Source organism: bacterium, from assembly GCA_013360215.1.
Lineage (GTDB): Bacteria > CLD3 > CLD3 > SB21 > SB21 > JABWCP01.
In genome coordinates this window covers 89926-115273 of sequence record JABWCP010000008.1, presented here as the reverse complement: position 1 = coordinate 115273, position 25348 = coordinate 89926, and the positions used below count along the sequence as shown (strand labels likewise).

At 46.0% G+C, this 25348-nt stretch carries 25 protein-coding genes; 6 read left to right on the top strand and 19 right to left on the bottom strand.

Going from position 1 to position 25348, the window contains the following annotated elements; translation table 11 throughout:
* Positions 1 to 205: 205 nt before the first annotated feature.
* Positions 206 to 2116, bottom strand: a complete 1911-nt coding sequence (acs, locus tag HUU58_07565) for an acetate--CoA ligase (protein NUN45526.1) — start codon at positions 2114 to 2116, stop codon at positions 206 to 208.
* Positions 2117 to 2488: 372 nt separating this feature from the next.
* Between acs and HUU58_07560 the strand changes: the two genes are divergently transcribed.
* Together HUU58_07560 and HUU58_07555 are read left to right on the top strand one after the other, a co-directional pair.
* The gene (locus tag HUU58_07560; protein ID NUN45525.1) at positions 2489 to 3376 is read left to right on the top strand and encodes a hypothetical protein; all 888 of its coding nucleotides are present in this window, start codon (positions 2489 to 2491) and stop codon (positions 3374 to 3376) included.
* 176 nt (positions 3377 to 3552) lie between these two features.
* Positions 3553 to 3840 (top strand): DUF1905 domain-containing protein, encoded by a 288-nt coding sequence (locus HUU58_07555; protein NUN45524.1) that lies wholly within the window; start codon positions 3553 to 3555, stop codon positions 3838 to 3840.
* Positions 3841 to 4076: 236 nt separating this feature from the next.
* Here HUU58_07555 and HUU58_07550 read toward each other — a convergent pair whose 3' ends face one another.
* The 4 genes from HUU58_07550 to HUU58_07535 form a co-directional block, all read right to left on the bottom strand.
* Positions 4077 to 4586: a hypothetical protein gene (locus HUU58_07550; GenBank protein NUN45523.1), complete on the bottom strand. Its 510-nt coding sequence runs from the start codon at positions 4584 to 4586 to the stop codon at positions 4077 to 4079.
* Complete coding sequence (locus HUU58_07545; GenBank protein NUN45522.1) at positions 4583 to 5113, bottom strand: outer membrane beta-barrel protein; 531 nt, start codon at positions 5111 to 5113, stop codon at positions 4583 to 4585. Before HUU58_07545 ends, HUU58_07550 begins: the two co-directional genes overlap by 4 nt.
* Positions 5114 to 5117: 4 nt before the next feature.
* The gene (locus HUU58_07540) at positions 5118 to 6050 is read right to left on the bottom strand and encodes a hypothetical protein (GenBank protein ID NUN45521.1); all 933 of its coding nucleotides are present in this window, start codon (positions 6048 to 6050) and stop codon (positions 5118 to 5120) included.
* Between the two features lie 65 nt (positions 6051 to 6115).
* On the bottom strand, positions 6116 to 7315 hold the full coding sequence (locus HUU58_07535) for a hypothetical protein (protein ID NUN45520.1): 1200 nt from the start codon (positions 7313 to 7315) through the stop codon (positions 6116 to 6118).
* Positions 7316 to 7967: 652 nt separating this feature from the next.
* Here HUU58_07535 and HUU58_07530 point away from each other — a divergent pair.
* Complete coding sequence (locus HUU58_07530) at positions 7968 to 8231, top strand: FUSC family protein (protein NUN45519.1); 264 nt, start codon at positions 7968 to 7970, stop codon at positions 8229 to 8231.
* Between the two features lie 87 nt (positions 8232 to 8318).
* On the opposite strand, the gene HUU58_07525 is transcribed toward HUU58_07530, so the two are convergent.
* Complete coding sequence (locus HUU58_07525) at positions 8319 to 9569, bottom strand: metallophosphoesterase (GenBank protein ID NUN45518.1); 1251 nt, start codon at positions 9567 to 9569, stop codon at positions 8319 to 8321.
* 213 nt (positions 9570 to 9782) lie between these two features.
* On the opposite strand from HUU58_07525, the gene HUU58_07520 reads away from it, so the two are divergent.
* From HUU58_07520 to HUU58_07510, 3 genes are read left to right on the top strand one after another with little or no spacing between them, the layout of a single operon-like run.
* Positions 9783 to 10487, top strand: coding sequence for a pyridoxine 5'-phosphate synthase (locus tag HUU58_07520; GenBank protein NUN45517.1), 705 nt, complete (start codon positions 9783 to 9785; stop codon positions 10485 to 10487).
* 25 nt (positions 10488 to 10512) lie between these two features.
* The gene (locus HUU58_07515) at positions 10513 to 11139 is read left to right on the top strand and encodes an ATP-dependent Clp protease proteolytic subunit (protein NUN45516.1); all 627 of its coding nucleotides are present in this window, start codon (positions 10513 to 10515) and stop codon (positions 11137 to 11139) included.
* A 16-nt stretch (positions 11140 to 11155) separates the two neighbouring features.
* The gene (locus HUU58_07510) at positions 11156 to 11515 is read left to right on the top strand and encodes a (2Fe-2S) ferredoxin domain-containing protein (GenBank protein NUN45515.1); all 360 of its coding nucleotides are present in this window, start codon (positions 11156 to 11158) and stop codon (positions 11513 to 11515) included.
* Here the strand turns inward: HUU58_07510 and HUU58_07505 are convergent.
* The 13 genes from HUU58_07505 to HUU58_07445 all read right to left on the bottom strand — a co-directional run bounded on the left by HUU58_07505 (position 11507) and on the right by HUU58_07445 (position 25332).
* Entirely contained in the window at positions 11507 to 12784 is a 1278-nt protein-coding gene (locus HUU58_07505) for a bifunctional folylpolyglutamate synthase/dihydrofolate synthase (GenBank protein ID NUN45514.1), read from the bottom strand. The genes HUU58_07510 and HUU58_07505 overlap by 9 nt on opposite strands.
* A 50-nt stretch (positions 12785 to 12834) precedes the next feature.
* On the bottom strand, positions 12835 to 13221 hold the full coding sequence (locus HUU58_07500) for an aspartate 1-decarboxylase (GenBank protein NUN45513.1): 387 nt from the start codon (positions 13219 to 13221) through the stop codon (positions 12835 to 12837).
* A gap of 171 nt (positions 13222 to 13392) precedes the next feature.
* A complete protein-coding gene (locus HUU58_07495) occupies positions 13393 to 14103 on the bottom strand; it encodes a hypothetical protein (GenBank protein ID NUN45512.1) in 711 nt (236 codons plus the stop codon).
* 94 nt (positions 14104 to 14197) lie between these two features.
* Positions 14198 to 15967: a M14 family metallopeptidase gene (locus tag HUU58_07490; GenBank protein NUN45511.1), complete on the bottom strand. Its 1770-nt coding sequence runs from the start codon at positions 15965 to 15967 to the stop codon at positions 14198 to 14200.
* A gap of 8 nt (positions 15968 to 15975) precedes the next feature.
* The gene (locus HUU58_07485) at positions 15976 to 16779 is read right to left on the bottom strand and encodes an RDD family protein (GenBank protein NUN45510.1); all 804 of its coding nucleotides are present in this window, start codon (positions 16777 to 16779) and stop codon (positions 15976 to 15978) included.
* 9 nt (positions 16780 to 16788) lie between these two features.
* Positions 16789 to 17430 carry a pyridoxamine 5'-phosphate oxidase family protein gene (locus tag HUU58_07480; protein ID NUN45509.1) on the bottom strand — a complete coding sequence of 214 codons (642 nt, stop codon included), beginning with the start codon at positions 17428 to 17430 and terminating at the stop codon, positions 16789 to 16791.
* A 41-nt stretch (positions 17431 to 17471) separates the two neighbouring features.
* On the bottom strand, positions 17472 to 18203 hold the full coding sequence (mazG, locus tag HUU58_07475; protein NUN45508.1) for a nucleoside triphosphate pyrophosphohydrolase: 732 nt from the start codon (positions 18201 to 18203) through the stop codon (positions 17472 to 17474).
* A 101-nt stretch (positions 18204 to 18304) separates the two neighbouring features.
* Positions 18305 to 20599 (bottom strand): tetratricopeptide repeat protein, encoded by a 2295-nt coding sequence (locus HUU58_07470; GenBank protein ID NUN45507.1) that lies wholly within the window; start codon positions 20597 to 20599, stop codon positions 18305 to 18307.
* Positions 20596 to 21597 carry an alpha/beta hydrolase gene (locus HUU58_07465; GenBank protein NUN45506.1) on the bottom strand — a complete coding sequence of 334 codons (1002 nt, stop codon included), beginning with the start codon at positions 21595 to 21597 and terminating at the stop codon, positions 20596 to 20598. Before HUU58_07465 ends, HUU58_07470 begins: the two co-directional genes overlap by 4 nt.
* A 278-nt stretch (positions 21598 to 21875) precedes the next feature.
* Positions 21876 to 22217, bottom strand: coding sequence for a carboxymuconolactone decarboxylase family protein (locus HUU58_07460; protein NUN45505.1), 342 nt, complete (start codon positions 22215 to 22217; stop codon positions 21876 to 21878).
* Between the two features lie 4 nt (positions 22218 to 22221).
* Positions 22222 to 23517, bottom strand: a complete 1296-nt coding sequence (gene nrfD / locus HUU58_07455; protein NUN45504.1) for a polysulfide reductase NrfD — start codon at positions 23515 to 23517, stop codon at positions 22222 to 22224.
* A gap of 3 nt (positions 23518 to 23520) precedes the next feature.
* Complete coding sequence (locus HUU58_07450; GenBank protein ID NUN45503.1) at positions 23521 to 24429, bottom strand: 4Fe-4S dicluster domain-containing protein; 909 nt, start codon at positions 24427 to 24429, stop codon at positions 23521 to 23523.
* A 249-nt stretch (positions 24430 to 24678) separates the two neighbouring features.
* On the bottom strand, positions 24679 to 25332 hold the full coding sequence (locus tag HUU58_07445; GenBank protein NUN45502.1) for a cytochrome C: 654 nt from the start codon (positions 25330 to 25332) through the stop codon (positions 24679 to 24681).
* Positions 25333 to 25348 lie beyond the last annotated feature (16 nt).

Below are 25348 nucleotides of genomic sequence, written 5' to 3'. Positions count from 1 at the left end.
AAAACCCCTTTTGATCGTACGTGTAATTCTATGGTTGATTAACACGAATATTTCGTGTCTAATACGATTTTAACGAAAGTTATTGCATCATATTCGGCATTCTCATCAGTCCTCGAACCGTCCCTACGCTCTATCCGGAAATCTGTAATTCAAATATTAATTTCCTACCCCAAAACTTTATCGCCATGCACTAAACCGTTTTCGATTATTCCTCTAACGTGGACACATCGCCTTCATTTAAGCCCAAAGCGCGGGCTTTGAGTACGCGGCGCATGATCTTGCCGCTGCGCGTTTTAGGCAGCACATCCAGAAACGTAACGCTCTCCGGCCGCGCGATCGGACCGATTTCTTTGGCGACATGTTCTTTGAGCGTCTCTTCGAGTTCTTTGCTCGGCGTCTGTCCGGCGCGCAGGATCACATAGCTGTATATAGCTTGACCTTTGACTTCATGCGGAAGCCCGATAGCCGCAGCTTCCGAGACAGCCGGATGGCTTACTAACGCACTTTCGATTTCGGCCGTTCCGAGGCGATATCCACTGACTTTGATCACGTCATCAATGCGTCCGATCACCCAAAGATAGCCGTCTTCGTCGAGACGGGCCGAATCGCCCGCTTTGTACCAACCTTGTTTTTCAAATTCTTTCCAATACGTTTCCACAAAGCGTGCGGGATCTCCGAGGATCGTACGTGCCATACCCGGCCACGGTGATTTGATGATCAGTTTACCTTCTTCGCCTGCCGCGACTTCTTTGCCGTGATCATCCACGACGGCGATTTCATTTCCAAAAAAGGGTTTTGTTGCGGAGCCGGGTTTGAGCGGAATTACCGGGAGCGGTGTTACCATAAAGCCGCCGGTCTCTGTCTGCCACCACGTGTCCATGATCGGGCAGCGCTCTTGTCCGATATTACGATAATACCATTTCCACGCTTCGGGATTGATCGGCTCGCCGACCGACCCCAACAGCCGGAGCGTACTCAGGTCGTGACGTTTGGGCCATTGTTCGCCAAACCGCATCAGACCGCGGATCGCCGTGGGTGAAGTGTAGAGAATGCTGATACCGTATTTTTCGATGATCTGCCACCAGCGGTTGGGGTACGGATGATTGGGTGCGCCTTCGTACATCATGACCGTCGCACCGTTGATCAACGGCGCGTAGACGATGTAGCTGTGACCCGTGATCCATCCGGGATCGGCGGCACACCACCAGCGGTCTTCGTCTTTGATATCAAAAACGTACCGGTGGGTCGTGGATGTATATACGGAGTAGCCGCCGTGCGTATGCACCAAACCTTTGGGTTTCCCGGTCGTACCGGACGTGTAAAGGATGAAAAGCATATCTTCGGCGTCCATGACTTCGGTAGGGCACTTGGGATTGGCGATGGGCAAACTCATCAGGTCGTGGTACCAGAAATCGCGATCGTTTTCCATGCGCACTTCATGGCCGGTGCGCTTGACACAGATACATACCTCGATCGTGGGGGAACGTTTGATGGCTTCGTCGGCGATGGTTTTGAGATCGTTGATTTTTCCGCGCCGCCATCCGCCGTCGGCCGTAACGAGTACGCGGCTCTTAGCATCTTCGATCCGAGCGGCCAATGCTTCCACGCTAAAGCCGCCATACACCACGCTGTGCGCAGCGCCGATTTTGGCGCATGCCAGCATAGCGAAAACAAGTTCCGGTATTTGCGGCATATAGATCGTCACGATTTCGCCTTTGCGTACGCCCATGCTTTTGAGGACGTTGGCAAACTTGGATACTTCGCGATTGAGTGCATGATAGGAATAGGTTCGCACATCGCCGGGTTCGCCTTCCCAGATGATGGCTAATTTGTTTCGGCGCCAGTCTCTCAAATGCCGATCAATCGCGTTGAGAATGATGTTTGTTTTACCGCCGGTAAACCATTTGTAAAAAGGCTTTTTACTGTCATCGAGTACGCGGTCCCACGATTTATACCACTCGAGTTTTCCGGCCTCTTCGGCCCAAAAACCTTCGCGGTCCGTGACGGAACGTCGGTACAGCGTTTCATAATCTTTGATATGCGCATTGGCGATGACGTCATTGGAAGGATGGTACATTTCCTGATTGGATATGGGTTTATTGTTGCCGGTATTCATAATGCTTCTCCTGTGGGCTTGCTCGTGATGGGATTCAATAGATGAATGCTATAAATTTAACGGTTCTTATTACGAATCCAAGTTTTTTGGATAAAAAAATTCGACGTAACTATATAAGAAAGTTATGAGCCGAAATCCTTTGCGGAATGGAGATAACTGACAGATTTCAGTGCATTCAAAAAAGATGCCGGGAAAAATTTTACAGTTAATCTCACAAAAATTGAACTATTTTTTGTATAAAGAAATTGCCAATTTATATATAGCGAACCGATTTTTTATATCATCCATTTTTTACAAACGCAATATGCAGGCCAGAGGTTTTAATTTTTTGATATAACTGCTTTCTTATAATATAAATTCAACGAAACCTGCATGACGAAAAAGATCATTACTCTCTATTTGTCTATTTTGACACTTTCATCCTGTGCTCATCAAAAAAGAGTACTTTTACATGTGCAAGGATTGTCCAATGAAAACTACCAAACGCACTCTTTTCAAATAAATGGCAGTTCTGGCGTACCGATTGAAACGGGTATTTCGGTTGAGCGAGGAGATTTTGTCTTCATTGAAGTTTTAGGTGCGATACATCTTGGCTCGGACGGTGGCCTTACCAATGGTGACGGCATTTCAGGATACTCAAAGCAAAATAAGTATAACTACAAACACGGTTCGGTAGTTACATTGGTTGCCGGAAAAGATCATGGCATGACAACCATTTCACTGTTTCGCCATCCGATTTATTATCAGTTGGTAGATTTTGCAAAGCTGACGGACGGTAACTATTTACCGTGTCTGTATTTTTTTTCAGACACTTCAGGAAATATTTCTTTTGAAATTAATGATGTAGACTATTCGAATAATAGCGGTGATTTTACCGTAAATGTATATCATCTTAAAAAGAGCGGCGATTTGGGCAGAAATTCATATAATAAGTGCCCGATGAAAGAACCGGAAAACGGTAAAGACTGTGAGGGTAATACCTGGGTAAAAGAAGGAATAAAAGGTTGGTTTTATCATGGACTTTTTAATAATTCATATCGAGGCACAGGTAAGAATAGTGGTTGTCAGTGCGTTTATACTAATGGTGATTTAGTTGTTTCGCATCCGGATCAAGGTACTTTTGATTATGGATTTTGGGAATATCAGGGCGATATAGATGATGTTCAAGCCAGACATTTGCACTTGATATGGGATGTATTACCTCATGATTTATGGATCGGTAAAAAAACATACAATGACCCTCATATAATCTGCAAATGAAGTCATAGATATTTTAGAATCAGAATTGATCTAATACGGCGGTTTGTGTCGGTTGTTATCCGGTCTTCTATGGATTCATTTTACGATGGGTGCTTTGAACCTTCGCGCGATCACCAAACCCAAAATCGTCAGCATATATCTTATACCCTAATCGAAATCAGACTATGAACGGTAAAATCAAATACGAATTTTCAGCCAAAACCTGGCAACATCCTTCACCCAACGGTTGGCACTTTGTTTCTCTGCCGATCAAAATGGCCAAAGAAATTAGAGAAAACTTTAAGCGGCAGGAAGAGGGTTGGGGACGACTGAAAGCGACGGCGAAAATCGGAAATACGGAATGGGAAACTGCGATATGGTTTGACACCAAACACAAAACGTACATACTTCCGCTCAAGTCCGAAATTCGAAAAAAAGAGAAACTTGAGCTGAATAAAAATATTAAAACTATGATTTGGGTTTAAATACAGGTTTGAATCTCTGTTCTAAAAAACCACAGCCCCGTGGTGTGATCGTTGTGATCTTCGGTATAATGCGTGCGTGACTAAGACTACGGGATGTCGCGCAATACAAACCGAATACTCTCGCAAAGCCGCTAAGAATTCTGATTTGTATTTAGCTTTGCGTCTCTGCGAGATTACGTACGCTTTGTAAAGCGTATTGATAAATGGCATGGAAAATAACTCTAAAACAAAATGAATTAAAACTTATAACCTATGCCTATTTTTAACTCACCGGCGCCAAAAACTGAGGGATGTCTTTTGCTCGGTGGCGGATCCTTCCGACTGCCATAGTAGAATCCCAAAAAGGCTACTTCTGTCGTTATAACTACTTTTTTAAGAATGAACGATGTGTAGCCTAATCCTATTGTTTGACGAAAAAAACGTCCGTCAAAAATAAAACTGCCTTCCCGTACGAAAAAAGAACCATCTGTTTTAAAAAATAACCGGTTGGGTCCTGATGTAACCAAGTCGTAACCCACAGTAAAATCCGCATGGACGGTTTTTACATCTTGAGGCCGATATCCTCCACAAAGCCCGACAAATATTTTTTTTGTAACAGGAATTTGAATAGTCGTATATAAATATTCGTCACCGGATGTAAATGACCACGCAGAGCCGCAGATCAAACGAACTCTCTGCCATCCCAAATCCTGCGAAAATGCTGATGCGGCATAGGATAGTAGAAGAAAAAATATAATTTTTTTCATAACTGAAACCCTATACCTGCTTTTATGTCAGCGGCATTATAAAATTGATATTTGACGGCTTCATTGCGACCATAGAAAAAACCACCAATATTTATTTCTGTATTCAGAAAAAAACGGTTCGTCAGTCGAGTCCATACTCCTCCACCCACGGTATGCCTGAAGAAACTCTTATCTATTAGCTTTTGGGCATCAGGTTTATAAAAAAAACTGAGATCCGTCTTAGCAAAAAACCGGAAACTTCCCGATTGTCCAAGACGATAACATAGGGTACTGCCGATTTGGTGGAGTCTTTCGTGATTGATCGAAACCGCATCTTTCGCGAGAAAACCATAACTCAGACCGACATGGATTTTTTGGTTAATAGGATAATTACCGGCTATGAAAAAATGATCTTCCGTGCCGGAACCACGGCTTAAGGGTGAAACGTCCGCTCCGATTATAATATTTGGACGTTCCCGGTTATTTTCTTGAGCAACCGCTTGCAATGAAATACTACTGAAAAGTAAGACAAGGATAAGTTTTTTCATAAAATCACCAATCTGCTTTATAAGTTACTTTTTTTCGATCGGCGGAATAATTACCAAATACGCCGACAACATTTTTTCCTTTGATATTAGAGCGTTTTTCGATGGGGATATCGTAAAGGGTAATATCCCAATCGCCAAATTCGGCTGTCATACTATGCCCGTGAGGCTGGTGAAACATGCCGTATGCGCTATCTATGGCGCGGAATTCATAATTTACTGTAACAAAGTCTATTCGGGTCGTATCAAATTCACTCTTAGTGAATATTACAGCGTCATAAGCATTGTTTTGGAATGTATAAGTGCTTACCGAAAATGAAATATTACTAGATTTCTCTTGAAACACATAATAAATTGCATTAAGCAAAGTACTTGATTTAAGTAATACTGTATCTGCATAAAACAAACCGGCTTCTCGATAAGGTTTGATCAATACAGTATCTGAAAAGTCATTTTGAATTGATAAAGTATTCAGAATTACTGTTTCAGACGTGAAAACTCGACCATCCTTTTTTTTTACTTTTAATTTGTACCGAGCGGAGGGTTTGATTTTGAGGCTACGATTTATATCTCTGTATATTCCACGATCCGTATATTCCAAAATAACATTCTGACCATTACCTTCAATGGAGACGATGGCGTTGGGATCGTATTTGTAATAAGCGATGTAAAACTGCCGGGTATTGATCATCAATTCTTTTAATAGCGAATCCTGCATACCATACACGGAATATTTATTATGAATATCCGTAGGTACGATCTTACCCACAAAAACTTCGATGGCATTTTCCCGAATGAACCCATTAGACGTGTCCGGAGCTAAAACGCTCAATACGATATCCCTTTCTTCCTGAAGGCGGGAGTCTGTATTATATTCTTTATAACACGATTGGCAGGACATCGCCAAAGGGAAAAACAAACAAATGATTAATTTTTTCATACATGTCCCGTTAATTTTAAATAAATCAGTCTCTCGGCAACCGATTGATTCAAAATTATAAATTATTAGTTCGAATAGTAATTGAAACGATAGTTGATATCATCAAGATCGTGATTCAAAGCTTGATTTGTTTCAAATCTTACCCCATTGGGTGCCCGGTTAAATATACTCACAGCAGAGATACGATATACAGCGCCTTCGGAATACGGATCGTCTTCGTCTGCTCCGGTAAAACCATCAAGCAGATAGTGTAATCCGACATTGTCATCTACTATATTGGTTTCGCAATTAAACGCATCATCATATTTCTTGATATCAGCCCATGCGCCGGTTTGTACACCATCAATTACCGGGTTATAGAGTTCAGGATGATCATTAAAACGTTTCATGCTACCTGCGGTCGCATCATCTTCCCACGGAGTTAAAGCTTTGACAATGCCGTCGGCTAGGCTGATCAGTCGGATCGGAGTAGTAAACTCATCGCCGAGTTGTTCCCAGTTTCCTTTGTGATTGACATCCGGAAAATAAACATTGGCCCCGCTTTCATCCGTGTGATGATGACCGTTGAACATATCGCGTTTGTGGATGAGGTTTGATACGGCCGGCTCAGTCCACCACAATTCGAACTCTTCATTCGTCAACCCATCCCGTTCGACTTTAAGATATACTCCTTCAAATCCAAGATACGGGCCGGCCGCCGCGCTTTTATTTAAATTTCCGTCTTGTGGGTCTTCTTCGATATTTTCTATTGTCAATGCGTACAAAGGATACGGCGTATTCTCGCGTAGAGAGCTGATATATTGATTAAATTCGTCATCAATTTGATCAATATCAGCGGAATAAGGTGCAGTCCATATTTCTTCGCGGCTTGAATACTCTCCGTTATTGACAGATACGATCTGAACAGGGAAGTTGACATGATCAGAGGAGCCGTCGTAGTAATCAATCGGATCCGCATAAACGCCATATAAATCTCCGGAAGCTACCGCCGCGCTTTTGGACATAGCTTCCGCCTTTTGCGGATTGAATACTTCCATTCGAATTTCGTGTAACTGATTTTCTACTGTAATAATTGAAGAAACGTCGGTCACTTCATCAATAGCCACATGGCCTTGTTTTGCTATTTTGGCGAGAAAGGGCGTTCCCGTTACGGACAAAGACTTAGATAGAGAGCCGGCATTGCCATTCAGAGCAATTTGTTTGGATAAATTTTCAAGATAGAGATGCGCGTCCTGCCGGGAGAGATTTCCTTTGTCGGATTTCACTTCAGATGCAGTTTGATTGGATTTTTCGCAGGAAGTGAAAAACAACCCAAGAATAAGCGCTACCCCCCCCCCACATTTTACGATGCTGATTCATAGATTACCTCATTAGTTAATATCTGACTGCCGAGAGACTTAGTAATACTTAGAGTTTTTTTAGAAAACAACAATGGATCATCATATTCGATTTCATTTTGAAAGTCAAGAGCTTTTACAATCTTCGTTGATTTAAATAGTCTGTAATAGAGAAAAAAATATCGTTCAATTAGCCGTCGAAACTTAATATTTGAAACAAGTAGAAGTTAAAGCATACAAGCAGATTTCATTTCAAAGCTCCTATTACCCGCAACACAACAACATCACCTTGGCCTCTCAATAGACGTATGAGCGACTAAGATTGCGAAGCGTCGCGCAATACAAACCGAATACTCTCGCAAAGCCGCTAAGAATTCTGATTTGTATTTAGCTTTGCGTCTCTGCGAGATTGGTTTTTTCGATTAAAAGTTCGAAAGTTTATTTTATAATTTAAAATCAAATTCCAAAGAAGTTGAACGCTTTGTAGTGTTTTGATATTTTTTAATTGTAAAAGCATATCTATAAACAAACGCATTGAACACTAAACCATCAAATATTAAGAAAAATGAAACAAAAAAAAATGTCGGAATCGGCCGAAAAAGAGCTATCTCAGCTAACAGATCAGGAGTTGTTGGTTGAAGCGAAAAAAATGAAATCCTTTTCCATTAATAACGCTTTGTTTGTCGGGTTTATCGCGGGAATTATTATTTATAGCGCTGCAAAAAACGCCTGGGGGTTTTTTACTCTGATCCCTGTATACTTCATCTATAAGTTGGTTAACGATCCGAAAAACATCAGATCAAAAATTTTAGAAAGATTATTGAAAGAAAGAAATTTGAAATAAATGAAGATAGTTGGGGATTAATTTTATCGGAACAAATTCATCTAGTAAATATGGGTATTGCAAAACACCATATCCTTTATCCCACAATTACCCGCAACGCAGTGTGATCACCGTGATCTCCGGCCAGATGCCTACGCGTCCGGGCAGGCCGATAAATCCGAATCCGCGATTGACATACAATGCACGCCCGTTTTCAGTGTATAATCCGGCCCATCGCGGGTAGCGATACTGCACCGGACTCCATCGGAATCCGGGAATTTCCACACCGAACTGCATACCGTGCGTGTGACCGGATAGCGTCAGATCAATACGCGATGCGTGTTGCAAAACTTCTCCTTCAAAATGCGTAGGATCGTGCGAGAGCAATATCTTTGGCGCCGCCGGTTCTATACCCTCCAGCGCTTTTTTCAGATCGCCTTTTTGCGGCCACGGCGGCAGACCCCAGTTTTCTACGCCGACTAAAGCGAGGTGCGCATCGTTTTTGGAAATTGCCGTGTGGGCATTATTGAGCATCGTAAATTCCATCTCGGCATGCATAGATTGGAGCCACGCAAGGTTTTCGGCTTTAGCTTCCGGCGAAGGCCAGAATACATAATCTCCGTAATCGTGATTGCCCAGCGTGGCGTATTTCCCGTAATCCGCATTCAATGTTTTAAAAATATTCAGCCACGGCGTAAGTTCTTCCGCACGGTTATTGACCATGTCACCGGTAAATACCAGCAAATCCGAGCGTTGCGCATTGGCCAGATCAACGCCGCGTTTGACGGCATCGGCATCGTCAAAACTGCCGGCGTGAATATCGGAAAGCTGGGTGATCGTAAAACCGTCAAAAACCGAAGGAAGATCTTTGATAAAAACATCGGTGCGGTGCACGGTAAAATCATATTTTCCTCGGGTAATACCGTAGAGAATCGAACCAAAAGGTATCGCGGCCAGACCAAATCCGATCTGCGCGATAAATTTGCGCCGCGAAGGCAAAAAAGTTTCTTCCTTAGTTTTTGTGCGCCGGACGACAGACCAAGCTTTACGTAACCAACGCGTCGCATCTTCAGCCAGCAGCAGCGCCACCAATACAAGCTTTGGCACGAGCAAGGCGACAAATAATCCCATGATCGTCGCACGCAGCGGCATGGGCCCCAAGCGAAGCATAAAAAACAACATGCCGGTCGTCACAAGGACGTACATAAGCACATTGGCCACCCAAAAGCTGCGGATGATGATGTGCGATTTTTTCCAATCCCTAACAAGTGCACGCAAACCGGATGCGACATACTTATCAATCAACCACAAAACGAGGATGACGGCTAAAATGATCAATATTCCGTTAAACGAAATCATCAAATATTCTCCATTAGCATACGAATTAAAACATAATACGGTGAAGTAGGGTTTCGGTTGCAGTGCATTTATAGTTAATAAGCCGCGCTGCGTAAATCAATATAGAGGTTCTCTCTAAAAAACAAAAGCGTTCCGTATGCAATTTGCGTTGAAATTAACGCAGGATTTATCAATCTTTAGCGGTAATTATCGAATTTTTCGGAGAATGACAGCGTGAAACGACTTGGAATATTGCTGGATGCCGTAGTAGCCATTCGTCAGATGGGCGGCGGCAAAACGCCCGATCCATTGCATGTAATATCCATGCTGGAAATGGCCGGCGTGGATAGTATCGTATATACCATGATGCAGGCGGGCGCGGCAGAAGAGCGCGATCTGCGCATGCTCAAAGAAACCATCCATTCGCATTTTAACCTGCGTTTGGTACCGACCATGGAAAACGCGCAGGCCGCTATTCAGGCCAAAGCGGAGATGGTGACCATGATTGACCGTGACAGTACCTCCATCCGCAGTGTCAATGCCGTTGAAAAAGAAGCCCTATTGGCTCCGATCGTAAGTTTTCTGAGAACGAACGGTATCGTTGTAAACATGCTCGTAGATACCGATGCCAATCAATTGCGCACGGCGGCCCGCATGGGTTGCGACTACGTCGAGCTCAATACCGATAAATACACGGGCGCTGCGAGTCTGACGCTGATGGAGCAGGAACTCGAAAACATGAAAGCGATGGCGATGGCCGCCAAAAAACTGACGCTATCGGTTACGCTTTCAGGTCACATCAATCACAATAATATCCGCGAGCTTCTGGACATCGAAGAAATCGAAGAAATCAATATCGGTCACTCTGTTTTTGCGCGGGCGCTGTTTGTGGGCCTCGATCAGGCCGTGCGCGATTTTGCAACACTCATCAAAAAATAATCCAATAGGAGTATATATGCATTCTATGACGATGTACGATCTCATCGAACGTTTAGACGAAGAGGAAGAAGAAAAAGAAACCGAAGAGCCGCAAAAAGAAGATCCGCTCGGAAAAAAGATGGCGGAATTTTTTCTGCAATCGCGTACGATTTTGCTTTTTGAACAGATCAGTCCCAAAGTCACGCGCCGTGTGATCACGCAGCTTTTGTTTCTCAACGAACAGGATCCCAAAAAAGAAATCAAAATTTTCATCAATTCGCCCGGCGGCGTAGCGGATGACGGTTTGGCTATTTATGATTTGATCAAATTGATTGACGCACCGGTCAAAACCATCGTCTGCGGATTGGCTGCCAGTGCAGCCGCGATCATCCTTGTTGCGGCCAAAAAAGAAAACCGTTTGGCCTTGCCGCATTCCCGCATCATGATTCACCAACCGCTCGGCGGTGTGCGCGGTTCCACCAAAGACATTGAAATCAGTACGCAGCAAATCGTTCGCCTCAAACAAGAGCTCAACGAAATTTTAGCGCGTGAAACCGGGCAACCCGTCGAAAAAGTTGCGCAGGATACCAATCGCGATTACTGGTTTACCGCCGACGAAGCCAAAGCGTATGGCATGATTTCAAAAACCGTAACCGGTCTCAGCAAAATCTGAGAGGAGAGAATACGACATGGCTAAATTTGAACATCATATTTTTATTTGTACCAACACGCGGGAAGACGGACATCCGCGCGGAAGTTGTAATACCGGCGGAACGAACAATCTGCAAAAACTTTTTAATGAGGCGCTGAAAAAATACGACCTCAAAGGAAAAGTGCGCGCCAATAAAGCCGGCTGTCTGGATCAATGCGAACACGGCCCTAACGTCGTGATTTATCCCGATAATGTGTGGTATGGTTTTGTAAAGGACGGCGATGTGGAAAATATCGTTCGTGCTATGGCCGAAGGCAACCACGCGTCCGACCGGATTTTGCCGGACAGCTGTCTTAATACGTCGGCATGTCCTCACCGAAAAAACGGATCAGCGTAAAAGAATATCCTGTAAGACGTAGAATGAGCCGGTGACCACCAAAAGGTCATCGGCTTTTAGTTTTTGTAGTGTGGTATCGTAGGCCGACACCGTATCGGGGATCACTTCCACCGGTTTTCCTGTTTGATGAATCAACGCGGCGAGTGCATCGGCCGGTAGAGCGCGGGGGTTGGGCGGTGTCACTGCGACCACCCGATCAAACAGCGGTACGATTTCATGCAAAGCGTTTCGGCTGTCTTTGTCGGAAAGCATTCCGATCATCAGTATTTTCTGACCGGTAATTTCTTTATGCAGTAAAGCTATAGACCGGGCCAGTGAACGCATACCTGCCGGATTATGCGCCGCGTCAACGATAACCCACGGCCGTTTGCGTTTTATAAAACAACGGCCTTTCCAGATCACCGCGCGTATTCCTTTACGGATATCGTCATCCGAAACGGAAAAACGGGTTTGTAATCGTGCGGCGGCCACGGCCAATGCGGCATTGTCCAACTGATGTTCACCGATCAAAGGTATATTGATTTTTGTGATCGTGCCCTGACTATCGGAAAATCGCCACTGCGCGTCCATGCATCCGCCATCAATACCGACTTCAGAATTTTGAATTGTTATATGTGTACCCAGCACATATAGCGGCGATCGGTTTTCGTGCGCTTTTTTTTGCATCACGGAGAATGCTTCGGGCAGTACGTTGCCTACGATGACGGGTTTGTCCGGTTTGATTATTCCGGCTTTTTCGGAGGCGATTTTTTCCAACGTATCACCGAGGTAAGCCATGTGATCAAAATCAATCGTAGTGATGACGGATACTTCGGGTTCGACGACGTTGGTTGCATCAAGGCGTCCGCCAAGGCCTGTTTCGATGACGGCGATATCCACATGCTGCTCTTCAAAATACTGAAAGGCCATCACGGTCGTCGCTTCAAAAAACGTACATTGCAAACGATCAATTTCCGGTTGTAAAAGACGCGTCAAACGAACGATATCATTTTCAGAGATTTCAATATTATTGATGCGGATGCGTTCTGAAAAATGAACGATATGCGGTGACGTGTATAACCCGCAACGTAAACCGGCGGCTTCAAATATGGAAGCCAGCATCGCACAGACGGAACCTTTTCCGTTGGTGCCGGCCACATGAATGACAGGGAATTTTTTATGAGGATTGCCGACAAACTGCAAAAGAGCGCGGGTATTTTCGAGGCCGAACTTTATACCGAAAAACTGGAGGTCGTACAGATACGTAAGGGTGGTTCGGATGTCCTGCATGCGCGTGTGACGTCACTATATATGAAAAAACAAGGTCGGGATACCGCGTTTTAACGGTTTACATCATCGTGCGAGGGGATTGTATGCGATTCGACGACTTCATTATTTTGATTTAGAAGCACTACTTTAGGATGAAAAGTCCGTGCTTCGGATTCTTCCGCCGCGCCATAAGCTATGATGGAAATCACGTCACCGGGCATGGCTAAACGAGCGGCCGGCCCGTTGAGACCGATAACGCGGCTTCCGCGTTTTCCGGCGATCACATACGTTTCCAAACGGGCGCCGTTATTGGCATTAACGATCTGCACTTTTTCATTATGCCAAATATCTACGAGATCCAGCAAATCCTGATCAATAGTGATACTCCCGTGATAGTTGAGATCAAGTTGAGTGACACGGGCACGGTGAATTTTAGCGCGAAATATCGTACGGACCATCGGTTTTTACTTATTTTATTTTCAAAAGTTATCAAAAATTGCGCGGCAATATAATGGCTTAAACGCAATCGGGCAATGAATATTTCATCGGTATAAAATAAAAACCATCTCATGAGCTTTCGTATCTATACGAGACTTATGCGATGGTTTTTCAAAGTCAACTATTGCGGTTTACCGGATATAGTAGGCGATACCGGCACCGGCATTGATTTTACCCGGATATTCGCCCTGAAGCCAACTGTGTTTTCCGTTTGTAGCGAATTCGTCCGACCAACCAAGATCAGTGATCAGGCTAAGCCCGCTTATAAGACGAACGCCGATTCTTAAATTCGCTTCATAGACCCAACCCCGGCTGTCTCCTGCTGACAAATCACCGTAAGGTTTGGCGGTTCGTGTGATGTGATACACGCCAAACTCAGGAGCCAAATCCACGCGCTGCTTTATCTGATATTCATTTTTGGTAAATAATCCGAAAGACCAATCATGCGAGGACAAATCGCCATTCAACCCTTCATCAATCACATCCGAATTATAGTTTCGTGACGTATAACCCAAATGCGCATAAACGGGTATCTTTCGTGCGCCGAATGGCCAAATATTGGGTCTTAAAAACCATCCGGTCATGTGGGCCGCATCGAACGGATCAGAGGATGGGCCTTTATAAGATTCATTAGGATCTTTGGATCGCGTTCCCCAATGAAAAACTCCATAACCGTATTTCGATGATTCCACGCGCAAGGCGTATGCGTATTCACTGATTTTGTCACTGCTCGTCCATAGGCGATAAAACGATGCACCGTACACGGGATTACCGGACTGCGCAAATGCCGTATTATACCAAGTTGCCAAAAGCATCATACCGAAAAAAAGACGTTGTTTCATGTGTTCCTTTTATTTGTTGTTATAGTGTTATGTGCAATCCACAACGCAATAAAGCGAACTATGTTTCAAACACTACACATTTGTGTAGGCCTCATTAAAATCCGGAAATATCCTCGGCGGTTAATATTTTACCCACCGGATACAGATTTACATTTTTATCCCACCATGGTGAGCGTTCATAAAACCAATTGAGCCGATTATATCCGGTAAAGTTTTTATCCTCTTTGACGCGTTTTTCAAACTCTGCGCGCAGCGTGCTGTCTTTGGCCAGCATATCGCGCGCCAGCAGTTCCAGTTTATAGGTTTCGCCGTATTCTTTTTGTTCGAAGATCGCATTAAAAAATCCCCATTGGACTAAGGCATCAGGAGCGCGTGGCTCGAGCAAATGCATGATCACACGTGCCGTGCGTTGATTGAGTTTCACAATCCGGTCACCGGCTTTGAAGCGGCGTGTTTCTTCGGATTCGGAGGTTTTATAATTTATCGACAAACGGCCTTCAAACGGATTTTCAGACCATTTTGCATTGGAAAATCGGTATGAGATCACTTTGATATCGCGGTCTCTGTCCAGTTTTTCCGTTACGATCCCGTGCGCTTCCAGTCTTTCCAATACGGATGTCCACTGCTGGGGAACGATGAATGCATACGGTACCAATGCAGAATCGGTAGTTGATACCTGATCATAAAAAGGTAAGCGGTAATCAATAGGCACGTTTTCCCAATACACAAACGATTCGCCCGTCACGGCGCTTTTTTCCATGCGGAAATTGTATCCGAGAAAATCAATCGTATCCGCTTTGGACCAACGGAAAGTAATCGGTAAATAAGATCCGGTCATGCGTTCCGCCGAGGCATCTCCATCCAACATGGTTTGTCTGAGTTCGGGTGCATGACGATGCATGGTCTCAAGGGTGTGCAGGATGATATTGTACGTGCCGTCCACGCGGGTTTTGTAATCTTTGAACATATGCGTTTCGATCAAAAAACCGATACGGTTTTGCAGAGCGGCATAACCGGTCGAAAATCGCGGCGGGGAATTGCCACCGATCAAACCTTGGGCGATATCGCGCTCTTCGACGAGGTTGACATACGGTGACATCGGAAAACCGGATTGCGCCATGGCGTTTTTCAATTCAGGCATATAGATGTCTTTTGTAAACGACCGCACTGACGGAGCGAGATTTTGCGACTGATCGATAGCATACGTCACCGCATGCCGATAATCGGCGCCGTCGGTGACATGGCAATCCAATAAGATATCGGGTTTCCACGCCTGAAACAGTTTGAGCCAGTCGCGCATTTCGGGTGCATCGGCTTTCATGTAATCGCGGTTAAGGTTCAGATTTTGCGCAGTGGTACGCCAACCCATTTCTTTGGGGCCGTTCTGATTGATTCGGTTGTACGGACCAAAACGCTCGTGCCCGTCAACATTGAAAAAAGGCATAAATAAAATCACGGTATGATCCAGCAGTTCCGGATTTTTCTTAAAAATCACGAGATCACGAATCAGCATCATTCCGGCATCTTTACCGTCTATTTCACCGGCATGAATGCCGGCTTGAATCAAAAGTACATTCTTTCCGCTTTGGCGGGCCGCCTGGGGATTGAAACGGCGATCCTTATCCACGATGACAAGCGGGTTCATACGGCCTTGCGGGCTGACGCCGAAGTACGTCAGATTGATCCAAGGCGAGGCCTGCTCAAGGCGCTGAAGGTAAGCGACGGTTTCGTCATAACGCGGGGTTTCGAGGTGATTGGATTTTTCGTAATACGTCAGCCATTCTTCCACGCGCGCCGACTTGGGTGCACATGCGCCAAGGAGTACTACCGATAACATAAGAAGTCGCAGGACAAGTTGATTCATGATTTCCTCTATCGTTTTTTTTCTTCGATTAATAACATCATCGTATCCAAAAGCCGGATATCGTTGGGCCAGGCATCTTGGGAAATATTCAGTTTTGTACGAAAATGTGCCGCAATTGTTTTGGCGAGCGCCATTCGACGCATCGGTTCGAATGCGTTTTTTCTGTAAAAAAAAGAGCGCAGCACAAAATACTCATCATCGTTGATCCGGTTCAGATTGGGCAGCGTGATACCCCGAACCATTTCGGGATTGAGATGCAGCAACCCGAAGTTTTCAAATCCGGTCGTTGTACGTTCTTTGATCACCAATGTTCCGGCGGCAAAATCGCCAAGCCGTTTACCTTGCGGATTACCGATCAAAACCGCGCTGCCGAGCCCGTAACTGGGAAAATAAAACCATGTGGGCAAAGCATCGGCGATGCGCATCAGATTGCGAATAGCTGCATCCATGAAAGTGATCGGGTATCCTTCATCTTTGACGACGCGGAGGCGGAGGATTTTTTTTCCGATCGTCTGTCCGCGCCAGACGGTTTCAAAAAAAATAAAATATCCTTCATAAAGCAAGAAAATACCGATGGCCAAAAGTGCATTGCGCCATCCATCGGAAATTTCTTCGATATGTAACAAGCCGCCGATAAACGCGAAAGCTATGGCTAAAACATAAACCAAAATAATAAAAAAAATCGCCTGCATGGCCGTATCAATCAAATACGCTAAAAAACGAGAGCCAAGGCCGGCCAATTCGAACTCCAAAAAAATATTTTCGGGCGTTTCGACGATCAAATGCGATTCGATGTGCGGTTCCGTATTCATGCTTCGATATTAATACAACGTATTTTTCTGGCGCCCATACAAGTCCCGGTCATACTCCGAGGCGGTAATGCGTTGCGCACTCAAGTCTTCCAAAATAGTACCCGTGCTGGGGAGTTGATCGCGGGTGATATGCAAAGACGGATCCCACAGGCCGGAACGTTGGATGGCGCGGGCGCATTGGAAAAATACTTTTTCGACGTGAACGATTAAAACGGTCGCCGGAAGTTTGTTTTCCATTTCAAATCGTGATCGCCATGCCGGATCGACGGTAATCTGTGCGCGCCCGTTGACACGAAGCGATTCGCCGATACCCGGTATCAGAAAAAAAAGCGCTACGGAAGGATTGTGAATGATATTACGCAGGCTGTCCATGCGATTATTGCCGCGGCGATCCGGTATCAAAAGTGTTTTTTCATTTTCTACAGTCACAAAACCCGGTTTATCCCCGCGCGGTGACGCATCAGGCCCGTCCGGGCCGGAGGTCGCTAATACAAAAAAAGGCGACACCTCGATAAATCGGCGATAATGCGGATGAATGTAATCGGTTTCTTTAGCGAGCGATGCTTCGCTGGGCGTGCCGTATAATTTTTTTAGTGTGTCCTCGTCGGTAACAAGGAATTCGCGATCGGGAGAAAAAGTAGAATGATGCATGCGTTGATAAAATTTCGTGTTTTTAAAATGGAAGGTTCATCTCAGTAGCCGAGTCGTTTCGCTTCATCCCAATATTGGTCCATTTCTTCGAGCGTAGCGGTTTTCATATCCTTTTGATTTTCGGCATACTTCCGTTCGACATATTGAAAACGGCGGGTAAATTTTTCGATCGTACCGCGGAGCGCATCTTCGGGATTGATGGGCATAAAACGTGCGAGATTAACGACGGAAAAAAGTACGTCACCGAGCTCATCTTCCATTTTTTGAAGTTGTCCGGATCGTGCGGCTTCTTCTAATTCTTTTACTTCTTCGTGTACTTTTTTCCATACTTCGTCCACGTGACCCCAGTCAAAACCGACACGTGAGGCTTTTTCCTGTACGCGATACGCCCGTACCAGTGCGGGTAAAACTTTGGGCACACCGTCCAATACCGAGGTGCGGCCGGCTTCTTTGAGTTTGATCTGTTCCCAATTCTCCAGCACTTTATCGGCGGTTTTGGCTTCGATGTCACCGAATACGTGCGGATGGCGGCGAATCAGTTTATCGTTGATGGTTCGCAATACATCCACCAGATCGAAATGATTGTTTTCGGAGGCAATGCGCGAATGAAAAAGAATTTGCAGCATGAGATCGCCCATTTCTTTGCGCAGCTCGGTATAATTATTTTCATCTAAGGCTTCGAGGGTCTCGTAGGCTTCTTCCAAAAGGTACTGTCGCAGTGAGGCGTGCGTTTGTTCTTTATCCCAAGGGCATTTGGCACGCAACTCACGCATGATATTGTACAGGCGGCCAAACTGCGTACGCACGGCTTCTGTCGAAGCGTCATCATCCAATACTATTTTTTCGGTTTCGTGTGAAGATTCCACCGCATCTCCTATCGGGTCAAATTTATTTTTTTCTGTACTTCTTCGTTGTAAGCGCGTTCATAGGTGCCGACCAGTTCGACATATTCGGGAGTCTGACGCAAGGCGTTAAAGTTTTTATCCTTGAGCAACGCGTTAAAGTCCACAAAACGATTTCTGAAAGCACGACTCAGCCATCGCAGGGCGGACGTGCCGTCATGCTGGGATGCGGCGATACTGGCCAATCGAAAACAAGCCTGGATCGTCGTCGTATCGGCGCCGTAGGCGAGAGTATATTTTTGCGAGGCAACATCGTATTTCTTTTGCTGAAAATACTGCTCGCCCCAATCTTCATACACCGTGGGGTCTTTGACACCGGCGCTTAACATTCGTCGCTCCGTCGCAGCCAGCGTCGCATCGGCCTCTTCCCATCGCTCGAGCGTGCTGTACCAGCGTGCGAGAGTCTGGCGGTACTGATAGTTGGACGAATCCAGTTCGACCGCTTTTTGTAGCTCCGGGAGCGCTTTGTCGTATTTGCGAAGCGCCATGTGGGCGCGGCCTAATTCGTAATGCGCCTGTGTGTAGTTGGGAAATACTTTGACGGCCCGTTCAAATGCGCGAACAGCTTCTTCGTTGTTTTGTGTGCCGCGAAACGCGATACCTTGAACGTAATACGATTCGGCATTGGGGTATACACGAATGCTTTTGATGATTTCGATTTGCGCTTCTTCGTACCGCTTGAGCTTGTTAAGCGTTTTGGCGAGCAGCAAAAATACTTTGGCGTAGGTATAGCTGTCTTCGGCATGCTCGGCATAGCGGCGCAGGAAAGGTAATGCAAGATCATACGAGCCGACCTGAAAATAGGCTTCACCGAGGTAGTAGTCCAACCGGTATGCGCGCGGGTTCAACGATTGCGCGGATTTGAATTCATGGATGGCTTCGGTGGGTTTTTGCAAATAATACAAATATACATAACCGGAAGTGATGCGCAGTTCGAACTGCTTTTTGGGATCGGTGGCGTCGTCAAGAATGCGTTCATCTACGGAATCCATCAGTGTTTGCAGAGGTTTGATGTCTTTGCGGTTGGCGGACATCCACTGCAGGATTTGTATCGGATTCTCACGTTGGTTTTCTGACTCGGGTTTTATCATCACGGCACTGACATAATACCGTGCGGCGTCAACATACCGTTTTTTCTGATACATGAGATTGGCCAAGGATAATCGCGCGGTGATGTCTTGCGATTCCAGAGTTAATACCTGACCGTACATGGATACGGCTTTGTCCCAGCGGCGGTCAAATTCGTATAAACGCGCCAGGTTTTTGCGCGCCATGATATCATACGGATTGGTGTTCGTTGCTTTTTCGAAATATTCGCGCGCACCGGCTGTATCACGTTCGGCGACCGCGACATTACCGATCAGATTCCATGCCGTAGCGGTTTCCCGGTAAACGGTTTTACCGAATTTTTTCTGCCATACTTCGACGGCTTTATTGGCGTAGTTACGTGCAATCGTATAATCTTTTTCCAGATAAGCGCAGTAACCCAATTGTAACCAACTTGCAGCGTCTGTCGGATCGCGGTGCGTGGCTTCAAAATAATTAGCCTTTGCCGACTTGAGATTGTTTTTATGATCGTAGTGCACATCCGCTATTTTTCGATAGATATAAAAGCGCGCCGAATCCAGCTCGAGAGTTTTGTGATAATAACTAATGGCGGCATCGTATTCGTTGCGCGCCGCGGCCAATTCACCGGCGCGTTCGTACAAGAGCGAAGCGCGCGGTTCCTTTTGTAACGCTTTTTGTATCCAGCTGTCTGCGGTTCGCGTATCCGACCATGCGGCAAACGCTTGCTGAAGCATCGTGTACGCTTCATCGGAGCGAATATTTTGTAAATCTTTTTTTACCGTTTCGAGGGCTTTTTTATCGGCGATATTAAAGGATGAAAAAATATCGGTCATCATTTTTTCATGCGTCGCACGAAGTTGTCCCGGTTTGGTTTTATATGAAAAATCTTTTTGAAGGCTATGCAGTGTATCGCGCACGGTCATCTGAAAGCGAAGTTCATTTTTTTCATAACCGCACACGACACGGATGACGCCGTCATAATATTCGGGTGCTCCGTTTGCGGACGGATGGATTTTGAAATAAGAGGATTTATCCAAGGCGGGTGCCAGAGAACGGTGGAGCGCCCGTGCCGTCCATGCATTGGAGTCGGATGCGAGCGGTTCTTGGATTTGTACATCCAGCCACAATGTTACCGGCAGTGATTGCGCGGATACCAAGCCGGAAAAGCCAAAAACAAAAATAAAAAACAATGATTTCATGCAATACTCCGGCTTAATTTGGAAAGTGATACGTCATAACGATAACTTGTACCCATGTGGCCGTCGTCAAATTCTTCATACCAATGCGGGATACTATAGTTACGAAGTTTATCCGTAAATATACGCGCACCGATGTGAAGATGGTATTCATCACGGGCACCACAATCTAAAAAAACATGATTGATCTTAGAAAGATTCTCGCGCCAGGCTTTTTGATCCACGCAAAAAACCGGATCGTGGGCGAGCCAGCGTTGCCATACGGTCTCTTTGAGCGCGCCGGTTTGCAGATCAAAAGGCAATTCGATACCGTAAGGTTCGGATGCTTGCGGCGAATAAGCCGCCGCCATGGCGATGATATTGATAGCCGTGATCTGTTCGCCGGATTTTTTTGGGGCTTCAAAAAATTTTTTTAAAAATCCGTCCAGGCCACCGGTTTTATACAGTGCATTGTAGGTTTTGGGAATATCGGGTTTGTATCCGTATTCGAAATACATATCGCCGGCGCTGCAAAAAAAAGCGGAAAATAATTCCGGGTAGTTTACGGCAAGACGTAGCGCACCAAATCCGCCGCTGGATTTGCCCATGATACCCCGGTGATTTCGCTCGGTCTGTGTGCTAAATGTACGATCTATGTACGGGATGATTTCGCGAATGATATAATCTTCATAATTGCCGGTGGCGGGCGAATTCATATACTGCGCACCGCCCCAACGGGTAAAACAATCCGGCATGACGACGATGCATTCTTCCATCGCGTGTTCGGCGATGAGTTTATCACAACGTTCGTCTATCGCATAACCCCAGGCTTGCGGTGACAGCATCATCGTACCGTAGCCCATAAATCCGCTCAAGAGGTAAATAACCGGGAACCGCCGGCTGGGGTCTGTCATATAGGAAGGCGGCAAATACACGACCAATTTGCGCTGGTGCGGATCATTGAGCGGGTTGTTTTGCAAAACTTCGCTTGTCAAAACTTCAATGCGTACGGTGCCGGGCATTCTTTTTCCCTTTGTTTTTGGAGGAATCTGAGGATAGTTTTTCAGATAATCAAGTGCAGTGCCATACCGTTACGACATAGTAAAGTATTTTTGCGCTTTGATGTTTACTGCAAAGAGGCAGGCAATTGAGATTAGAGTAGTTTAAGGGTTGGATTGGATTCTGTTTGAGTGGCAAATTTTTGAAGCCACATAATAAAACATTAGATCAAAAAATCATGATGAAAATAAAGAAGCAAAGTTGGTGCGGAACGGATTTCGGCGAAGTTTTTTTGATAGGCTTATCCGTTCAAAATATCATCCGCCCAGCTCATGGCGGCCATCATGCCTGGAAAACCGATGGTAGGAAGGCATTGGAGAATGGTGTGGCGAATTTCTTCCGGCGTAGCGCCTGCATCAAGCGCTTTGCGTACATGGGAATGGAGCGCTCCTTCCTGACGCGAACCAGCAGAAATACCGATCTTGATCAACGTTCGGGTTTTTTCATTTAGCGGGCCGGCATCTTGTACGGCATGACTCAATGCCGAATAGGCTTTACCGACTTCGGGATACTCCTTCAGAAAACGCTGGAAACGTTTTGGGATAGCACGTTTTGGTGTATTCTTTTTTGTAACGCGTGGCATACGTTTAATTTTTGGTTTGTGAAGGTTTCGCAGGCTGATATCGCAGAACACCGGTTTCGATGGGAATAGCGATCTTGACGAGCAATGTAAAAATAAACATGCCCATCGCCCAAATACCGAGCGCGACGAAAATTTCAACCCACGTCGGAGCATATTCGACGATTTTACCCCACGGTCCGGGAATAAATCCCGGAATGATCAAACCCATTCCTTTTTCGATCCAGATGCTTAGAAAAAGCAAAGCGCATGCGGGCAAAAGCCATTTGTGATTACTGCGTAACGGATTCAGTGTAAGAATGGCGGTAGCAATAAGATTTAATCCGATGGCTGTCCATATCCACGGCTTTAGCGCACCGAAACCATGTAATCCGAAGAACAGATAGACGGCGCTTTCGCTGTGATGCGTCGGTTTGTAAAATTCCTTAAAAAGTTCGGAACCGAGCATGATCAAATTGATTTGTGCGGCGACGGTTACGATCAGTGCTATTTTTCCCAGTGTTACATTTTCAACCTTATATGTCGTATAGCGGCGAATGACGGATAAAACAATGATGATTAGCGCCGGACCGGCCGCAAAAGCCGACGCCAAAAATCGCGGACCTAAAAGCGATGAATTCCAAAACGGTCGCGCCGGCAAACCGGCGTACAGAAATGCCGTAACTAAGTGAATACAGAACGCCCAGAATACGCTGATAATGACACCGGGTACATAAACTTTGGGATTGGGATGCTTTCCCTGATAATGGCACATCAGAATGTAAAACGGGATTGTAAGATTGAGAAATAAATAACCGTTGAGTACAAGTACGTCCCACGTAAGCATTGAGCTTGGCCAGTTGAAGCGACCGATGCCGGGGATCAAGTGCCATGCACGACCCGGGCCGCCGAGGTCAACTGTCACAAAAGCAAGACACATGATCAGCGCCGAAACGGCGAGACCTTCACCGATCAGGACGGCTTTAGAAAAATCAACATCCTTGAGAATGTACGTCGGTAACACCAGCATCACCGCGGCCGCCGCCACACCGACAAGAAAGGTGAAATTGGAAATATAAAAACCCCAACTCACGCGATCGTTCATACCCGTGACGGCCAAGCCTTCGCTTAACTGCACGGAGTAAGCATAGGCGCCGGCCAACATAAAAAATGTCAGTATGCCCATCCAGATATGATAACCGGGCCTCCCGCGTGTGATGCTGTCAAACGCGTCGCGAATAAACGAACGCGCGATGACGGGACGGATGTCATCGGTTATTTTTCCCGCTTGATGCGGCAGATCAGGCGTAACAAGATGTTCCATAGTCTAATCCATGAAGTACCAGAATTTGGGTTCGGTTCCCAAATCTTCTTTTAGTCGAAATACTTTTTTATTGGCAAGAACCCAGCGGATTTCGCTGGAAGGGTCGAGCAAATTACCAAAGATACGTGCGCCGGTGGGGCATGCTTCGACGCAAGCCGGATTTTTCCCGTTACGGGTACGCTGAATGCAAAACGTGCATTTTTCCATCACGCCTTTTTTGCGAAGGCGGTTACCGAGATAGTGTTGATTAAGATTGACCTCATTTTCCGGTACGACCGGATCCTGCCAGTTAAAACGGCGCGCATCATAAGGGCACGCTGCGGCGCAATAGCGGCAACCGATGCACCAGTTATAGTCCACTACGACGATGCCGTCTTGTTCTTTCCATGTTGCTTGAACAGGGCAAACGTCCACACAGGGCGGGTTTTCGCAGTGCATGCATTGCGTGCCGATATAAAAATGACCTTCCATCGGGACTTCGTGATAAAAATTGTCCGGTGCATCGCTAAAGTCCATCCGGCCCTTTTTATGTTCGTGCACGGTGATGTACTGCATACCGGAACGGCGATCCTGATTATTTTCTTTGATGCATCCGCGGATACACTCCAGATAACCGCGACACTTGGAAATATTGAATGCATAACCGTAAAGTACGCCGGGAATCGGGCCCTGATCGGAAATGTGTGCGTGTTTTCCGGTATGCATTTCATACATGCGTTCCAGACGGCTAACGGCCTCTCTTTTTTCCGCGTCACTCATCATCCGAAAATTGCCCTGAAAATAATCATCCCACGCCAGTTGTGCTTTTTCACGATCTTCTGCCGGAGCAAGCGGATTGCAGGCGGTTTGCAGTAATCCTAAGCCGGCGACGAATGCCGCGGCCATATTTTGTAAGGCAGAACGGCGATCCATGGATTGTTCTAACACGTGATCAGCGGCTGTTGCTTTGGGATCAGGTCGTACCGACGTATGGTCATCGCGGTACTGACTCCAGCGCATGACATTTTCGAGCGACGGCGTCGCACGCAGATAGTCCCATTCGGTGTCTCGTTTGAGCCAGTCGGAGAGAACATTTTCTGCAAGTAAATCACGCAGACCTTCTCGGCGCGGATCCGGCGTATGTTGGCATTGGCAATGTGACATGCTGTATCCGTTATAAAATTATTTGATCAATCGTTGCATCGTCAGACTGGGCTGCGCCGGCCAACGTATATCCCAACGCGGCTGATGCGGATTGTGGCATTCGACACATAACGCTACGGTGCGCGGAGGCGCCCAACCGCCGACACGTTTGCCGTGTGCACCGCCCTGCCAATCGTTGAATTGACGCGAATGACATTGTTGGCACAACTGATAACTATCGTTAAAAGCGATGACTGCACCGGTGATGCTGCGCAGGTTATTCAAATTTCGTTCATCGTGACAAACAGTGCATTGCAGAACGTTGGTCGTCGCATGCTGTAGGTTTTTATCCCAGTGCGCTTTTCGGCCCGAGGGATCGCTAGATTTCATCTGTCCCAAAGCCTTGGTATGGCATTCCGTACAGGGATATTTTTTGATTAGCGGCGTGCGGGGTACGACATACAGAGGTCGTTCTACAAGTGGTACGGCATGCAAAGCCGAGGTATCTGTGGTCGGAGGGACATGCATATAGGCCGAATCCGACCATGCGGGCGCGGTATCTAGTTTTTCCAAAAGGCCTTGTGTGTGATCGTGCCCGCAAGAAACAAAAATTACAACCAAACAAGCACTGGTCATAGTGCGTAGAATTTCGGAAATGCGCGTATTCGCAGAAAACAACATGTGTTGTCGCATAATTTTTTTGTTAAGC

Bases quoted from the DNA above. Each gene is read 5' to 3' on its own strand.
- acs (NUN45526.1), bottom strand. From the start codon at position 2,116: ATGAATACCGGCAACAATAAACCCATATCCAATCAGGAAATGTACCAT.
- HUU58_07560 (NUN45525.1), top strand. From the start codon at position 2,489: ATGACGAAAAAGATCATTACTCTCTATTTGTCTATTTTGACACTTTCA.
- HUU58_07550 (NUN45523.1), bottom strand. From the start codon at position 4,586: ATGAAAAAAATTATATTTTTTCTTCTACTATCCTATGCCGCATCAGCA.
- HUU58_07545 (NUN45522.1), bottom strand. From the start codon at position 5,113: ATGAAAAAACTTATCCTTGTCTTACTTTTCAGTAGTATTTCATTGCAA.
- HUU58_07540 (NUN45521.1), bottom strand. From the start codon at position 6,050: ATGAAAAAATTAATCATTTGTTTGTTTTTCCCTTTGGCGATGTCCTGC.
- HUU58_07530 (NUN45519.1), top strand. From the start codon at position 7,968: ATGTCGGAATCGGCCGAAAAAGAGCTATCTCAGCTAACAGATCAGGAG.
- HUU58_07525 (NUN45518.1), bottom strand. From the start codon at position 9,569: ATGATTTCGTTTAACGGAATATTGATCATTTTAGCCGTCATCCTCGTT.
- HUU58_07515 (NUN45516.1), top strand. From the start codon at position 10,513: ATGACGATGTACGATCTCATCGAACGTTTAGACGAAGAGGAAGAAGAA.
- HUU58_07510 (NUN45515.1), top strand. From the start codon at position 11,156: ATGGCTAAATTTGAACATCATATTTTTATTTGTACCAACACGCGGGAA.
- HUU58_07505 (NUN45514.1), bottom strand. From the start codon at position 12,784: ATGCAGGACATCCGAACCACCCTTACGTATCTGTACGACCTCCAGTTT.
- HUU58_07500 (NUN45513.1), bottom strand. From the start codon at position 13,221: ATGGTCCGTACGATATTTCGCGCTAAAATTCACCGTGCCCGTGTCACT.
- HUU58_07495 (NUN45512.1), bottom strand. From the start codon at position 14,103: ATGAAACAACGTCTTTTTTTCGGTATGATGCTTTTGGCAACTTGGTAT.
- HUU58_07490 (NUN45511.1), bottom strand. From the start codon at position 15,967: ATGAATCAACTTGTCCTGCGACTTCTTATGTTATCGGTAGTACTCCTT.
- HUU58_07485 (NUN45510.1), bottom strand. From the start codon at position 16,779: ATGAATACGGAACCGCACATCGAATCGCATTTGATCGTCGAAACGCCC.
- HUU58_07480 (NUN45509.1), bottom strand. From the start codon at position 17,430: ATGCATCATTCTACTTTTTCTCCCGATCGCGAATTCCTTGTTACCGAC.
- mazG (NUN45508.1), bottom strand. From the start codon at position 18,203: ATGCGTGAGTTGCGTGCCAAATGCCCTTGGGATAAAGAACAAACGCAC.
- HUU58_07470 (NUN45507.1), bottom strand. From the start codon at position 20,599: ATGAAATCATTGTTTTTTATTTTTGTTTTTGGCTTTTCCGGCTTGGTA.
- HUU58_07465 (NUN45506.1), bottom strand. From the start codon at position 21,597: ATGCCCGGCACCGTACGCATTGAAGTTTTGACAAGCGAAGTTTTGCAA.
- HUU58_07460 (NUN45505.1), bottom strand. From the start codon at position 22,217: ATGCCACGCGTTACAAAAAAGAATACACCAAAACGTGCTATCCCAAAA.
- nrfD (NUN45504.1), bottom strand. From the start codon at position 23,517: ATGGAACATCTTGTTACGCCTGATCTGCCGCATCAAGCGGGAAAAATA.
- HUU58_07450 (NUN45503.1), bottom strand. From the start codon at position 24,429: ATGGATCGCCGTTCTGCCTTACAAAATATGGCCGCGGCATTCGTCGCC.
- HUU58_07445 (NUN45502.1), bottom strand. From the start codon at position 25,332: ATGCGACAACACATGTTGTTTTCTGCGAATACGCGCATTTCCGAAATT.